At 65.1% G+C, this 14,726-nt stretch carries 12 protein-coding genes, 1 tRNA gene and 1 pseudogene; 9 read left to right on the top strand and 5 right to left on the bottom strand.

The window, feature by feature from the left end; translation table 11 throughout:
* The first annotated feature begins 197 nt into the window (after window positions 1-197).
* Window positions 198-1,331 (top strand): methyltransferase, encoded by a 1,134-nt coding sequence (locus IWX77_RS00905; protein WP_196842627.1) that lies wholly within the window; start codon window positions 198-200, stop codon window positions 1,329-1,331.
* Window positions 1,332-1,442: 111 nt separating this feature from the next.
* Here IWX77_RS00905 and IWX77_RS00900 read toward each other — a convergent pair whose 3' ends face one another.
* Entirely contained in the window at window positions 1,443-2,015 is a 573-nt protein-coding gene (locus tag IWX77_RS00900; protein ID WP_196842626.1) for a DUF3090 domain-containing protein, read from the bottom strand.
* A 60-nt stretch (window positions 2,016-2,075) separates the two neighbouring features.
* A pseudogene (locus IWX77_RS16885) lies at window positions 2,076-2,253 on the bottom strand (histidine phosphatase); the annotation flags it as partial.
* A 79-nt stretch (window positions 2,254-2,332) separates the two neighbouring features.
* On the opposite strand from IWX77_RS16885, the gene IWX77_RS00895 reads away from it, so the two are divergent.
* The 5 genes from IWX77_RS00895 to IWX77_RS00875 all read left to right on the top strand — a co-directional run bounded on the left by IWX77_RS00895 (window position 2,333) and on the right by IWX77_RS00875 (window position 10,046).
* The gene (locus IWX77_RS00895) at window positions 2,333-3,925 is read left to right on the top strand and encodes an FHA domain-containing protein (protein WP_196842625.1); all 1,593 of its coding nucleotides are present in this window, start codon (window positions 2,333-2,335) and stop codon (window positions 3,923-3,925) included.
* A complete protein-coding gene (locus IWX77_RS00890; protein WP_196842624.1) occupies window positions 3,922-6,810 on the top strand; it encodes an FtsK/SpoIIIE domain-containing protein in 2,889 nt (962 codons plus the stop codon). Before IWX77_RS00895 ends, IWX77_RS00890 begins: the two co-directional genes overlap by 4 nt.
* Before the next feature lie 69 nt (window positions 6,811-6,879).
* On the top strand, window positions 6,880-7,812 hold the full coding sequence (locus IWX77_RS00885) for a hypothetical protein (RefSeq protein ID WP_196842623.1): 933 nt from the start codon (window positions 6,880-6,882) through the stop codon (window positions 7,810-7,812).
* Window positions 7,805-9,490 (top strand): hypothetical protein, encoded by a 1,686-nt coding sequence (locus IWX77_RS00880; RefSeq protein WP_196842622.1) that lies wholly within the window; start codon window positions 7,805-7,807, stop codon window positions 9,488-9,490. The genes IWX77_RS00885 and IWX77_RS00880 overlap by 8 nt, the downstream gene beginning before the upstream one ends.
* Before the next feature lie 10 nt (window positions 9,491-9,500).
* Complete coding sequence (locus tag IWX77_RS00875; protein ID WP_196842621.1) at window positions 9,501-10,046, top strand: hypothetical protein; 546 nt, start codon at window positions 9,501-9,503, stop codon at window positions 10,044-10,046.
* A 425-nt stretch (window positions 10,047-10,471) separates the two neighbouring features.
* Here the strand turns inward: IWX77_RS00875 and IWX77_RS00870 are convergent, their stop codons facing one another.
* The 3 genes from IWX77_RS00870 to IWX77_RS00860 all read right to left on the bottom strand — a co-directional run bounded on the left by IWX77_RS00870 (window position 10,472) and on the right by IWX77_RS00860 (window position 11,712).
* Window positions 10,472-11,017: a hypothetical protein gene (locus IWX77_RS00870; RefSeq protein ID WP_196842620.1), complete on the bottom strand. Its 546-nt coding sequence runs from the start codon at window positions 11,015-11,017 to the stop codon at window positions 10,472-10,474.
* A 68-nt stretch (window positions 11,018-11,085) separates the two neighbouring features.
* Entirely contained in the window at window positions 11,086-11,382 is a 297-nt protein-coding gene (locus IWX77_RS00865; protein WP_196842619.1) for a WXG100 family type VII secretion target, read from the bottom strand.
* 257 nt (window positions 11,383-11,639) lie between these two features.
* Window positions 11,640-11,712 (bottom strand) — tRNA-Glu (locus tag IWX77_RS00860).
* Window positions 11,713-11,878: 166 nt separating this feature from the next.
* On the opposite strand from IWX77_RS00860, the gene IWX77_RS00855 reads away from it, so the two are divergent.
* The 3 genes from IWX77_RS00855 (at window position 11,879) to IWX77_RS00845 (ending at window position 14,684) form a co-directional block, all read left to right on the top strand.
* Window positions 11,879-12,529, top strand: a complete 651-nt coding sequence (locus IWX77_RS00855; protein ID WP_196842618.1) for an MBL fold metallo-hydrolase — start codon at window positions 11,879-11,881, stop codon at window positions 12,527-12,529.
* A gap of 125 nt (window positions 12,530-12,654) precedes the next feature.
* Entirely contained in the window at window positions 12,655-13,395 is a 741-nt protein-coding gene (locus IWX77_RS00850) for an ABC transporter ATP-binding protein (protein ID WP_196842617.1), read from the top strand.
* The gene (locus IWX77_RS00845; RefSeq protein WP_196842616.1) at window positions 13,392-14,684 is read left to right on the top strand and encodes an ABC transporter permease; all 1,293 of its coding nucleotides are present in this window, start codon (window positions 13,392-13,394) and stop codon (window positions 14,682-14,684) included. The genes IWX77_RS00850 and IWX77_RS00845 overlap by 4 nt, the downstream gene beginning before the upstream one ends.
* Window positions 14,685-14,726 lie beyond the last annotated feature (42 nt).

Here is a 14,726-nt window from a genome sequence, read left to right as displayed (position 1 = left end):
ACGATCGCGATATAGAACCCGATCGGGTCCAGAGGGATACTCCCCTTCGCTTCGAAAATTCTAACAGTGCGCCAGCCCCACGCGAACCCGGCGTACTCCAGGCGGCTGCCCGTGGCGGTCGCCACGATGCCGCCGACCGCCGACACTCGGTCCGACCGCGGCCTATAGTTGGAGGTTATGACCATGGACCCGGTTCGATGACGGCCCCATACTCCCCACGCGAATACCTCGACTGGTCCCACGATGGTCAAGCGGTTACCGCGCTCTGGCAATCGGCCAATGGCGCACCGGTCCCGAAGCGGGTCGTGCCCGTTGATGACACCATCACAGCGGATGCCGCCTACCGGCTGGCGTCACAGGGCGTCGCGATGCTCTGGAACGGTGACTTTCAGAATGCCCGCCAGATTCTGACGGCCCTGGAGCACCGCACACGGCCTCGCCCGGATCCCGCCGAGCGCACCACCGCCGAGCTGTTCTACCGGTACCGGCAGAACCGCTCGCACCGTGCCCGGATTCTCGGACTGCTGCTCGTTCCGCTGGGTCCCGGCAACGTCATCGGGTTGCGCCGGGCGCCCGACGTGGCGGCGGCCACGGTCGACGCCTATGGCAGCATCGGTGAGGCATCCGTTGTGTCACTGCACGAGGTGCTGGGCGCGATCGGTGCCCACCAGTGGCGCACCAAGGGCATTCCCGTGACCGCTCTGAACGCCAGGGTCTATCCGCACTACGGCACGTTCTTTCCGGTGCGCAGCGAATACGTCGACCTCGTGGCGAGCGCTCCCCTGGCCGCGCCACAGGTTGCCTTCGACATCGGAACCGGAACCGGGGTGCTCGCGGCGGTGCTCGCGACCCGTGGCGTGCTGCGGGTGGTCGCGACGGATATTGAGCCGCGAGCCGTCGCATCCGCTCGAGAAACGATCTCGCGACTGGGGCTCGATGATCGGGTCGAGGTGCGGCTGGCCGATCTGTTTCCTGCCGGGCGTGCCGATCTCATCGTGTGTAACCCGCCGTGGATCCCGGCTACCGCGCACTCCCTGCTCGACGCGGCCGTCTATGACCCCGGCTCGCGCATGCTCAAGGGGTTTCTGGCCGGTGTGATCGACCATCTCCAACCCGGGGGTGAGGTCTGGCTCGTGCTCTCCGACTTCGCCGAACTGGTCGGGCTGCGCTCCCGCGACGACCTCATGAACGTGATCGATTCGGCCGGTCTGCGAGTGATCGGAGCGCTGAGCACGCCCGCCGTGCACTCCCGGACGACCGATACGAGCGACCCGCTGCACGCGGTGCGCGTGGCCGAGGTCACCTCCCTCTGGCGCCTCGCGGCTCTCTAGCCCACGAGTACCCGAGCTTGGTGCCCGCTCGATAGGGGTACCGAGAACAGCGGCGGGGCACAGCGGTCCGCGTTGTCGAGGTCGCCTCGTCGAGGTCGCCTCGCGGCGTCATCAGCGGTCGCCGGGCAGGGTACAGACGTGACCGTCCGCGTCGACGGGGGTGCCGCACCGGGGACAAATCGGTCGGCCGGCCCCCACGACCTCGCGGGTACGCGTTGCGAATGCCTGGGCCGTGCCCACCGGGATGCGCACCAGCAGCATCTCTGCCCGCTGCCTGCTGACCGGATCGGGCGCATCGGGGTCGTTCTCGTCTTCGCTGTCGGCCCCGTCGTCGATGAGCGGAAAGGCCTCGATCACGACCTGCGCCGTGCGCGGGTCCCAGCCCAGGGTCATCGTTCCGGTTCGAAACTGCTCATCGACCGGCTGCGCCAGTGGATCGTTGTCGACCAGTTCGATGGGCGTTGTGGCGGGCACGCTGAAGGGGTTGCCCTCCTGCGTCATGAGCTGCTTCAACATTTCGTCGATTTTTTCAGCGAGCAGCGCAGATTGTTGTTTCTCCAGGGCGATGCTGACGATTTGAGCGCCCGAGCGCACCTGTAGGTAGAACGTGCGTGATCCAGGCAGGCCGACCGTGCCGATGACAACACGATCGGGCCAGTCAAATTCGTGGACGATGGTGGGCATACGTATATTTTAGGAGCGCATTGTCTAAGGCGCTTCAGAACCCGCCCCACCGCCCACCGGCGCGTCGGCCGGGATCGTCTTGATGAGGTCACCGTGACTGACCGCCATCCCACGGCGTCAGGCCCATATTCCGATTCCCAGTGAGCGTCGTGGCGGCGAATGGCGCGACCGACCGGGCCGGCATTGTTGCCATCGCCTCGCCGCCGGGAAAAACGACGGCTGAAGGTTTCGTCTGCACGAGCCGGGCAGCACTAAAATTCACTCCACGGACTCCGCTAGCCTCGCACTAAGCCGATGTGCGGCGAAGGTGGGGGCGCATGAAACTCAAGCTGACTCTGGGGCTGCCAGACGGAGAAACCGATGTGATCCTCACTGTGGACGTTCTCGCCTCCATCGGGGAGATCTCACGAAACCTGGTGGTCGGAGTTCCCGGTTCGTCGCAACATCGGGAGGCGGCGAGGAACAACAGCGCAGCGCTGACCCTGCGGGTCCAGTACCCCAATACTTCCACCTATAAAATTCTCGATCCACTTGCCTCCGTCCTCACCTCGGGGCTGTGCTCCGGATGCTGGGTCGAGGTGATCCAGCCGAGCCAGGCCCGTCCGTCGGACGTGATGCTGTACCAGCGTTCTGCGATGGCCACCGTGCTGACGGGACCCCAGTGTGGCCTCGAGTTCGCGCTTGTCCCCGGATCAAACACTGTCGGCCGCGGCCGCGGCTGCCGGATACTGCTGGTGGACGGAGCCGTCTCGCGCCGGCACGCCGTGATCGAAGTCGGCACGAGCATCACAATCACCGACCAAAGCTCCGGAAACGGCGTCTATGTCGATGACCGCCTGGTTGCCGCTGCACAGCTCAGTCCCGACACCATCGTCGCCGTCGGTGACACCACCTTCTCCGTCAGGCCGGTACAGGTTCAAACACCCCCGTCGCCGGCCAGCTCACCGCTTGCAATCGTGGAATTCGCTCGATCGCCCCGCGTCGACCAACGCTACCTCGACCGAAAATTCTCCGCTCCGGTGCCACCCCGCCGTGGCGAACCGCAAAAGTTTCCCTTTCTCGCCGTGATCGCACCGCTCGTGATGGGAGGAGTGCTGTTCGCCGTCACCCGATCCCCATTGAGCCTCGTGTTTGTCGCTCTCTCCCCGCTTATCATGCTGGGCACGTACCTCGATAACATCTTCACGGAGCGCCGCAAGAAGAAGAGCTCAACTGCCGAGTTCGAATCTGCCCTGGACCTACTCCGCGACCGGCTGTCCACCGAACGGGAACGGGAGACCGCGGTGAGAAAGGGTGAATCGCCGAGCACAATGGACGTGTGCACGGCGATGCTGTCACGCACCGCCTTACTCTGGACCCGCAGACCCGAGCACCAGACATTCCTTGAGGTGCGCCTCGGCCTCGGCGGCCAACGGAGCCGCATCGAGATCGAACTCCCAAACCGGAACGAATCGGAGGAGCGATTCTGGACAACTCTCGAGAACCTCAAAGAGGAGAATACGAACGTTCTCGGGGTTCCCGTGCTCGAGAAGTTCGAGCGGGCGGGCAGCATCGGTGTCGCCGGAAGCTCGCTGTGGTCGGAGGGTGTGCTGCGCTCCATTATCGTGCAGCTGTGCGGGCTGCACTCTCCGTCCGACCTCGTTCTGGCGTGTTTCGCGGGCCCCGGCAGCCAGCACGAGTGGCAGTGGCTCAAGTGGCTACCCCACGTGGGGAGCGTCTACAGTCCGATCACGACCAGCCACCTCGCCGCCGATGAGACCACGAGTGGCCACTTACTCGCACAGCTGGAAGAGGTGCTCGCCCAGCGCAAGGCCGAGCACTCTGCCGCGGGCGGCAACATCCGCTCACACCTCGACGAGACTGCGAGTATCGACGAACTGCATGCCAGGCGGTGCGGGCGCTCCCGATGACGCCCGTTATTGTCGCCGTCGTGCTGAGCGACAGCCAGGCCGATCGCGGCAGGCTCGTCACGCTCGCGGAGGAGGGCCCCGACTACAGCGTGCATCTGCTGTGGCACGCTGCGAGCGTCGCCGACCTGCCGGCGGCGTGCCGCACCTACGTCGATGTTGCCGCTGACGGCACCGGCGTCGTTGGGTTCGTGCGCTCGGCCAGCACGGTCGTCGTGAGCCCGCTCGAGACTGTGGGAGGGGCGGATGCCGCGGTGGCCGCCCGCCTGCTGTCTCCCGTTCAGGACAGCGGAGCCAGGCAACTCGACGAGAGCGACCTGCCCGTCAGCGTGTCGTACCACGATTTGCAGCCGGAAAACGTGATCTCCTCCGCCGCGGCAGTCGCGGCTCTGTGGGAGCGCAGCCACAGTCTGACTGCACAGTGGCGCGAGAATCCCCCGCACGAGGCGGGCACCCTCAGTGGCATCGTCGGTCAGGGCGCGACCGGCGTGCTGCGACTCGACCTGCGCGAGCACGGCCCACACGCGCTCGTCGGGGGTACAACCGGTTCGGGCAAGAGCGAGTTCTTGCAGACCTGGATCATGAGCCTCGCAAGCGAGTACAGCCCCGACCGGCTGACCTTTCTCCTGATCGATTACAAGGGCGGCGCCGCGTTTGCGGAATGTACCCAGCTGCCACACACGGTCGGCCTCGTCACAGACCTCAACACCCACATGGTGCGGCGCGCCCTCACCTCTCTGCGTGCCGAGCTGCACTATCGGGAGACTTTGCTCAACGACAAGGGAGCCAAGGACCTGATCAGCCTGGAGAAGCGGGCCGACCCCGACGCGCCGCCCTCTCTCGTGATCGTCATCGACGAATTCGCAGCCCTCGTTGGAGACGTCCCCGAATTCGTCGACGGGATCGTAGACGTCGCTCAGCGCGGCCGGTCCCTGGGGCTGCACCTCGTGTTGGCGACACAGCGCCCTGCCGGTGTCATCAAGGACAACCTCCGCGCCAACACGAACCTTCGGATCGCACTCCGCGTCGCCGACGAGCACGACAGCCAGGACGTCATCGGTCGAAAGGATGCGGCCGCCTTCGATCCGGCGACCCCCGGCCGCGGTGTGGCTAAACTGGGTCCTGGCAAGCTCATCCACTTCCAGACCGGATACCTCGGCGGGCGCAGCCGCACCGCTGCGAAACTGCCCGACATCGACATTGCCGAGTTTCCCTTCGAGGTGAGGGACAGCTGGCCGCTCGATCTGCCGGCTCCGCCGGTGCGCAGGGACTCCCCCCGAGACATCGAACTGATGTTGCTCTCCATTCAGCACGCTGCGGCGGGGCTAAACCTCAATACTCCGCGCAAACCGTGGCTCTCCCCGCTTGCGGGTGTGCTCGATCTGCAGCCGGCGGAAGCAGACGGCGGGTCGTCGATTACGTTAGGGATCCAGGACGAGCCCCAGCGCCAACGGCAGAGCGCGTTCGGATTCGACCCTGATGCCCAAGGCAACCTGGCGATCCTCGGCACGAGCGGTTCGGGCAAGAGCGCCGCGCTTCGCACCCTCGCGATTTCTGCATCGTGCAGCGCAAAACGGTTGCCCGTCGAGATCTACGCGATCGACTTCGCCGGAGGAGCCCTCGGGCTCCTCGGCGCACTGCCCACAGTCGGTGCGGTGATCCCCGGTGACGACAGTGAGCGCGTCGAACGACTGATCCGCCACCTCGTCGACGTCGCAGCAGAGCGCGGGCTGCGCTACGCGAGGGAGCCCGCGTCGACACTGACCGACTACCGTCAGCTCAGCGGCAAGACCGCAGAGCCGCGCATCCTGATCCTCATCGACGGCATGGCAAACTTCCGCAATACTTACGAGTTCCGAGCAGGAGACGGCACGTTCCAGGCCCTCGCCCAGTTGCTCTCCGTGGGCCGTCAAATCGGCATCCACTTCGCCGTGAGCGCCGACCGCGCGGGGGTAATTCCAACGGTCCTGAGCGCAAACATCCAGCAGAACATAGTGCTGCGGATGGCGTCCGCCGCGGACTACGGGATTCTGGGCGTCCCGGTGGACATTCTTGAGGATGCGCCGCCCGGGCGCGGAGTTTGCGACGGCCAAGAGGTGCAGTTCGCTGTTTTCGGTGGGTCTGGCAGCCTGAGTGACCAGTCCCTCGCGGCCCAAACCCTCGGTGATGAGCTCCGCGCGGTAGCGGTTCACGCGGCCGCACCAATCCAGCGTCTTGCGGAAAGCATCCACCTGGACGAACTCCCGCCGCTCGCAGCCAATCGCCCGGTGATCGGCGTAGCCGACGCAAACCTACTGCCGATCGGGATCAGCCCCGAGGGCCTCGTTGTCGTGACCGGCCCACTCGGCAGCGGCAAAACGGCGGCGCTGAAGACGTTGGTGCGCGCGCTCACTCGTTCCCTTACCGATGTCGACGCGATCCTGATCAGCCCACGCCCGGGCAGCGAAGTCGCCGGCTTCGCGACGTGGGGTCGAAAGTCCCTGGGGCTCTCCGATGCGGAAACGCTGGCCAGGGACCTCATCGCGAGCCTTGCCAGCGGCGCTTGGCCGGTCGCGGGCAAGCCCGGTCTGATCGTCGTCGAAACGGCGGGCGATTTCGAGGGCTCAACCGCCGAGAGCGCCGTTGCGACGCTCATCAAAGCTGCCAGGAAGGCCAACATTCTCATCGTCGTCGAAACAGACCTCGCGACCGGCCCAGCAGCATGGCAGATCCACTCCGAACTCAAGACGGCTAGGGTCGGGCTCGTCTTACAGCCGGAGGAGAGCGACGGGATCGCGCTGTTCCGGGTCGCGTTCCCCCGTGGAAGCCGCGCGGACTTCCCGGCCGGCCGCGGCTACCTCGTCGAGTCTGGCAGGGCGACCAAGGTCCAGGTCGCACTCCCCGAATGAGGTTCGGGGCTGAACCATTGGTGGGAAGTCATTCTCGATAGGCTGTGATCAGCGTGAGGGGGAAATCGCATGGCGACGAGGGACCAAGCGGACAGTGGGCGCCGCGCGCCTCGGTTTCTGTTGACGGCCGATGAGCTGCATCTGGTGCAGGATCACGTGCCTACGCTGCTGCTGCCCGCGCGGTTCCAACAGCGGTGGAACGAAGACCTCGACGCCGGAAAGTTCGCGGAGCGCGCGAGTGCGGCACTCGACCAGCTCGTTCTGAAGGGACTCGTCGCAGCCGATGTCCCGCGCGACCCGATTCCCGACGACCTGAGTGGCTGGCTCCTCGAGTCACTCATGGTCTTCCTCTCCCTGCATATGGCTCCCGCGTGCGTCTTCACGGTGTCCGCGTGGACCCGCGAGTCAACACTCCTGATTGTCGCCTCGGCGCGGGGTGGCTTCGCTTCCGTGCTCGCACGGGCCCAAAGCGTCAGCATCACCGGTGGGCGCGGCACGGCCGCCGACCTGGCCGGTGTCGAATTCGCGGTCGTGCCATTCCTGACCCTCGCCGACGAATTGACGGGCGCGATCCCCTCCGGCGGAGTTGTGGGCGACAACGGGCCGCTCGTGACGATGAGCCTCGCGGACAGCCGGGGCGGCATCGAAGTCCTCCGGGTCAACAACCCCGACCTGCTCGACGAACTCTCTAGCCGTATCGGCGGCAACTCCGCCGTTCTCGCGCTCTCGGGACTCGCTGGCGACCTCGACGCAGGTTTCGAACTTCGTCTTTCGACGGACGACGGCATTCCCGTTCGGGTGATCAGCTACGTGCGCGGGGCATCCGGCTGGCGCAGTGTCGACGTCGGGCTACCGGCCGGCCATGACGACGAACTGCCAACCCCGGAACAGATCGTGGACGCCGGGACCATCACGATCGCCGCAGTGACGCGAGCTGCCATCCAGGCTGAGGTTGCCTCGTTATGTGCTGGTCTGACACTCACGGAGATGGCCCATGGGTGACTTCTCGGTCAGCGGCGGAACCAACGCGTCCCCCCTCGTCGCGACCTTCGAGGACATGCGCACGTTCTCGACGGAGCTCGGGCTCGTGCAGGAGGACCTTGCGATCGAGAGCATCCGTACCGCGTCCCTGGCGACGAGCAGCGACCTGCTAGCGTCAGCGATCCTCTCCCCCCTCACGGCGGCGGATGCCGAGGCGAAAATACTCCAGGCTGCGGGCGTCTACTTGGCCCAGACCGCACGGGTCACGGTATTGCACCTCTTCATCGACGGGGCGATCGTCACCTACGAGACGGCGGAGTCCGCTCTCGCCATCGCGGCGGACGGCCTGTACTTCGTCGGTGGATTCGCTGTCGGCATCGTCGCCGTCGCCGGGGCCACGGTCGCGGCCGGGGCGGCCGCGCTCTACGCCGCCGGGGTCGAAGTGGCCCACCAGATCAACGAGGTGGCCGACTCCACCGGCGCGGCCGTCGACGCGATCGGCGACCAGATCCGAAATAACCCGTGGCTCCTCGCCGCTCTGCTGGTCCCCGGCGGCGCGTCACCACTTAGCGCTGCCAGTCTCCTTGACACCGGCGCACGCGCATTTGCGTCGACATATTCGCCCAGTGCTGCCGCGACCGCCGCCAACGATAGGCTCACGCGAGAGTTCGCGAGCCTGCTCACCCTTACCCCTTCCGAGGACGTGCTCCAGGCCTGGGCCCGCGAACACACCGACCTCGTTCAGACGCTCATCCGGTTTGCACCCGGCCTTCTCGCCGGTGCAACCTTCCTCGGAGGCCCGCTTGTGAACGGCGGCCTGTCCGGCCTCACGGGAGCGCCCTGGCCTCCCCTCAACTATGACCAGCTCGTGGAAGGTATCATCGCGGGCGGCGGCCGCTTCGGTGCCTTCAACGATGCCACCGGGCAGCCAACCGTCATTTCCAAAACTTTCCTGAATGTCCAGGGAGGCGTGGTTGACCAGATCGTACCGATCGACCTGAACACCCTGTTCCGAGGCGCCGGCGAGATCGACGCAAACGGTGATCCCAATGAGGACGGCGTCGCCGACTTCTCGAACATCCGAGTCGTCGACCGGGTCGGCGCGGACGGGGTGCATCACTGGATCGTACAGATTCCGAGCACACAGTCCTGGTCGCACGTCCCCAGCGCGGTTTTGAACGACCTCACGAGCGACCTCGCAGCCGAAGCGCAGCACCAGACCGCCCTCATGCAGGCTGTCAAGGATGCCATGGCGCAGGCACACGTGGGCTCGAGTGACCCCGTCATGCTCGCCGGTTTCAGCCTCGGCGGTATCACGGCGGGACTGATGGGCTCCGATCCCTGGATGAACGACCACTACAACATCACCAGCGTCGTCACTGCAGGGGCGTCGATCGGGAACTTTGACGTCCCCTCCAACGTGAACGTCCTGTCGTTTGAGCACAGGGGGGACCTCGTCCCCGCAACAGACGGCACCGACAATCCGGCGACCACCAACCTGATGACGGTCCACGCCGCAGCCCCGGTGATTGGCCGCGATCCCGACCCGGGCGACCCGCACAAAGCCGTCACGTACGCGGTGACGGCCGACGAATTCCAGAAGTCAGAGGACCCCAACGCCGTCGCGTTCACCACATCCACGCAGGGATTCTTCACCGGTGGCACCGCGACCGTTCACGATTATGCAGCAACTCGATGAGGACCACGACATGAGTTTCCAACATCGCGCGATCGGTTTGCTGGCCGCGGCCGTGGCCGCGCTTGTCCTCCTCGGCGGCTGCTCCGCCCTGCCCACGGGTACATCATCCGTCGCACCAACACCATCCGTCGCACCAACACCGTCCGGTGCCACAGGGGGCCTGAGTCGCTCTGCAGCCGAAGCGCTCATCAACGCCGTGCCCGGGTTGAGCCTGGCCAGCGTGGGCACACACATTTCCGGGCTCGGACACGAGGGAGTCATCGAGGTTTACGTTGACGATGATGCGGCAATCACAGCACCCGGGGTCCTGGACTATGTCCTCAGAGTTGGCTGGGCAATGACCACCTACGACGAGCCGGAGGAGCTGAGCCTCACCGTGTACAGTCACGGCAGAAAACTCAACCTACAACCCCAGGCGAACGCCCTCGCTGGAGTCGACTACCCGGACCCAGGCGGCAGCCCCAGCGTCTCGCTGAGTGCCCCCTCTTTCATGGGCCCCTGGCCGGGCGCCGTTCCCGCGCCTCCGGCCGGGGTTTCCGCGCCTCCGGCCGATTAGTTCGGGTGATCCGTGCCACACCATTCCTGTCGGCACCCGACAGGTCTCGCCGGAACCGTCCACGCCTTCGCGGTGACCCGCTGAGGACCACGATATGAAGCGACTCGATGAGGACCGGACATAAATTTCCGCCCCCGATCGATCGTCACGCTGGGAGCGGCCGTGACGCTGCCAGCCCTTCTGACCGCCTGCTCACCAAACGCGGACAACGCCACTTCGACGCCCTCCGGACGGGCTGGGCAACTTCGGTCGCCTGGCAGCCCTCGCCGCTCAGCCTCACCGTCTGGAACGAGGGCACGCGGCTGCACCTGCAGGCGCGGGCGCAGCCGAACGTGATTCCGAGGTCGCCTGGGCGATATTCTCATTGCTCTACAGCGTCCACTTGGACGGTCCGGCATACCTGGGCCCCGGCCGGACGGACTGGCCTAGCGGCGCGCGCCGTTGAGGAAACGCTGCACGTCGAGCCAGTCCGGGGATTGGTCGGCTGGCCGGTTCGGAACCGCCCGCATGATGTCCTGCGCGCGGGCAACAGTCTCCGGGGCGATGTCCATGCCGAAGACCCGGAACACGGAGACTGTGACGTTGTTGATCTGGTCAGGGATGGTCGCGAGTACGGTCATGAAACCGGTGACGGCGTTCTCCGAAATATCGTGAACAACCTTGACTGCATTGGCGGCGATTGAGCGCGCCTCGTCCAGTCGGTCGCCCGCCCACTGCTGGGCCTGGTGGATCAGCGCCTTGACCTCGTCGACGGCCCGCGCGTGGTTCGCGAGGGCATCTGCTGCCGCATCGAGCGCGGCAGCAGAGCGGCCGAGGGCGTCAGCGGTGACGGTGATCTCGGCGCGGAACGCGGTCGCGGCGACTGAATTCCAGTTCATCGCCTCCGCGCGTGCCTTGATCGTCATCGCACGGGCGCGAACATCGTCGCCCTGGGCGCGGAGCCTGGCCGCGTCGGACCTGACGACGGACATGTCTCCGTACATACGTGCCTCCAAACAGAGGCGGCCGCTAAAAAACGGCGACCGCAGACGGCGAGAGGCTAGCGGGACAACCGCGCGGCGAGCTGGGCGTCGACCTCGGACAGCGTGGTCGCCGTGGTTCGTAGGTAGTTGGAGAGGCCGTCGAGACCATTGATCGTGGCACGGGCGCCGTTGGTGAATTGTTCGTAGGACGCGTTGAACGCGCCAGACGACTTGTCGGTGACGAAGCCGGAACTCACGAGAGACCCGATCAGGCTCTGCAACTGGGCAAGCTTGGCGTTGATGTCGTCACGGCCGGCCACGAGGCGATCGGCAGACGAGTTGAGCTCCTGGTACGAAACGTTGATGTTGGCCATGTTGACACTCCCCACATGTGGACTGCATCGTGCAGTCGACGTAACGCTAGCATTCGGAGGGCAGGACGCCATAAATTTTGTCAGAGAGCTCGGTCGAAAATCCCAGATGGACCAGACTTTTTTCTCAGGCTGGAAACGAGCAGCGCCCTCGCTCCGAGTTCAGCCGGCCGGAGTCGGGTGGTAATGACGTTTATAGCCCCGAATCGAGGAATAAAAATGGCCCGGCACCTTTACGAGAGAAGGGAACCGGGCAATTGTGACCCCAGCGGGATTCGAACCCGCGTTACCGCCGTGAGAGGGCGATGTCCTAGGCCGCTAAACGATGGGGCCGTTTGTGCAACTTTTCGAGTATGCCACACGGAGCAGCGCAGTTCCAAACTGAGCGCACGCGGCGCGTCGCATCGGGTGGGCGCAGCCCCGCCGGTGCAGGTAGACACATCGTTCAAGAACAGCGGATGCTGTTGCGCCACGACCCGAATCGGGGTTAGCTCGGGGCATGAAACTGACCAAGCTGGAGCATGCCGCCCTGATCATTGAGCTCTCGGGCAAGAAGCTCTTCATCGATCCGGGTTCGTTCACCACGGCCCTTACCGAAACGGCGGGCGCCGTGGCCGTGGTCATCACCCACGAACACGCCGATCACTGGACTCCCGAACAACTGGGCCGCATCGTCAAAATAAACTCCGACCTGCGCATCTTCGCGCCAGCCGGCGTTGCCCGGGCCATCGCCGCCGTTGACGCCGATCTCGAGGTCACGTCGGTGCAGGCCGGCGACACCGCCCTGGTCGCCCCGTTCACCCTGCGTTTCTTCGGTGCCACGCACGCGGTCATCCACGAATCGATCCCGGTCGTCGACAACGTCGGCGTGCTCGTCAACGACGAGCTGTACTACGCCGGCGACGCTTTCACGATTCCTGAGGGAGTCGATGTGGGCACGCTCGCCGTTCCCGCCGCGGCGCCCTGGATGAAAATCAGTGAGGCGATGGACTACGTTCTGGCCGTCAAGCCGAAACGCAGCTTTCCGACCCACGAGATGCTGCTCTCCCGGGCCGGAAAAGACCTGTCCAACGCTCGAATTCGAAACGTCACCGAACAAGGCGGCGGTGAGTTCTTTCCGCTCGAACCCGGAGACAGCCTCGATTTGTAGACCGGACCGCCCCAAGCATCCGCTCGGAAACGACCAACCCTCAGATAACTTGCAGTAACTGCACCTTAGAGTGCAGTTACTGCATATGTGGCCCGTGTGGGTTACACAGAACCGAGGGAAGCACGATGGACTCCGAGTGGGTAATTGATGCGCAAGGCCTGGAGAAATCCTACGGATCGGGTGCGAGTCGTTTCGACGCGCTGAAAGGCGTGTCCGTGCAGATCGCGCCCGGTGAGACCGTCGCGATCGTCGGCAAGAGCGGGTCGGGCAAGTCCACCCTCATGCATCTGCTCGCGCTGCTCGACGAGCCCGACACAGGAACACTGCACGTCGCCGGTAAAGACGCCAAGTCGCTGTCGAAACGCGCGGTCAACGAGCTGCGCAACAAGGAGTTCGGCTTTGTTTTTCAGCAGTTCTTTCTCACCCCCAACGTGAGCGTGCTCGACAACGTCATTCTGCCGCTGAAGATCGCCGGCATGGGCGGCAAGGAGCGCCGCCGTCGCGGCATGGCGGTTCTCGAACAGCTTGAGCTGGCCGACAAGGCGGGTAACAAGGCCACGACGCTCTCCGGCGGGCAGAAGCAGCGTGTCGTGATCGGTCGTGCCCTCGTCAACGCGCCGCGCGTGATCTTCGCCGACGAGCCCACCGGAAACCTCGACACCGCCACCGGAGCCGTGGTCGAAGACATTTTGTTTGAACTCAACCGCAGCCAGGGCATCACGCTGGTCATCGTCACCCACGACGAAGACCTCGCCGCGCGCTGTGACCGCCAGATATACATTCGCGACGGACTCGTCGTGTCGCAGACCGGTGCGAAACACAACACCGGCGCCCACGCGCTGACCACCGCTGGAGGCGCAGCATGAGAGCCAAAGACCTCATCACCTCAGCGATCAGCAATACCTTTCGCAGCAAGCTCCGCACGACCCTGACCGTTCTGGCCATCTTCGTCGGCGCGTTCACACTGACCCTCACCAACGCCGTCGGCGCGGGCGTCAGCCAGTATGTCGACGCCCAGGTGGGCACACTCGGTTCCCCCGACGTTTTCATTATGACCCAGGCCAACGACCAGACAACGGCCGGCGGCGGTCCGGTCAAGTATGACGCGGGTAGTTCGGCCTCGGTGTCGAGCCAGCAGGGACCTCCCGGCACCACCACCAAGGCACTCACAGAGAAAGACCTCACGACCATCGGCGACACGGCCGGCATTGTCTCGGTCGATCCGATCCGATCCGTGCAGCCTGACTACATCGAATCCGACTCCGGCACTCCCTACGAGTTCAGCATCAACGCCACGTCGGCAGTCACCACGGCCAACCTCACCGCGGGCGCGCAACTCGATGGCGGTGCCACCCAGACACAACTCGTGTTGCCGGACACCTTTGTGGCCCCGCTCGGGTTCGCGTCGGCGAACGACGCGGTGGGGGCATCCGTTTCGATCGGGATCACCGATATTCTCGGCGCGAAACACACCGTGAATGCCACCGTCGTCGGCGTCTCGCTGGAGAGCCTGCTCGCTGCGGGCGCCGGGGCCAACGACGCCCTGATTGCCGAGTTGGCCGACGCGCAGTCCGGCGGCATCGAGACCGCGGTCACCAGCTACGGGGTGGCCGTCGCCCATTTTGATACCGCGCTGTCAACGGATGCCGTCACCGCGCTCAAAGCAAACCTCGCGACCAAGGGCTACACCGCGAGTACTATCGCGGATCAGCTGGGCGCCGTGCAGACGGTGATCAATGGCATCGTCGGCGTACTCAACGCCTTCGCCGTGATTGCCCTGATCGCAGCGGCATTCGGCATCATCAACACCCTGTTGATGAGCGTACAGGAACGCACCCGTGAGATCGGTCTGATGAAGGCCATGGGCATGAGCGGCGGCAAGGTGTACACCCTGTTCAGCCTCGAGGCCATCGTCATCGGGTTTCTTGGCAGCGCCATTGGTGCCGGCGTGGCCATCGGGCTTGGCTCCGCGCTGAGTGCCGTGCTGTCTCAGGGCCTGCTCTCCGGGCTGCCCGGGTTGAATATCCTCTTGTTTGAGCCGGCGTCGGTGGCCTTCGTCATCGGCCTGGTCATGTTGATCGCGTTCCTGTCCGGCACCCTGCCGGCCCAGCGGGCGGCCAAGCAGAACCCGATCGAGTCCCTGCGGTACGAGTAGCGTCCGCACGTCATCGATAAGCGCAGTACGGATGAACCAGGA

This window comes from Cryobacterium sp. CAN_C2 (genome assembly GCF_015751745.1).
Lineage (GTDB): Bacteria > Actinomycetota > Actinomycetes > Actinomycetales > Microbacteriaceae > Cryobacterium.
Note: the sequence above shows the minus strand (reverse complement) of the source record. Positions and strands in the feature narration are given on the sequence as shown.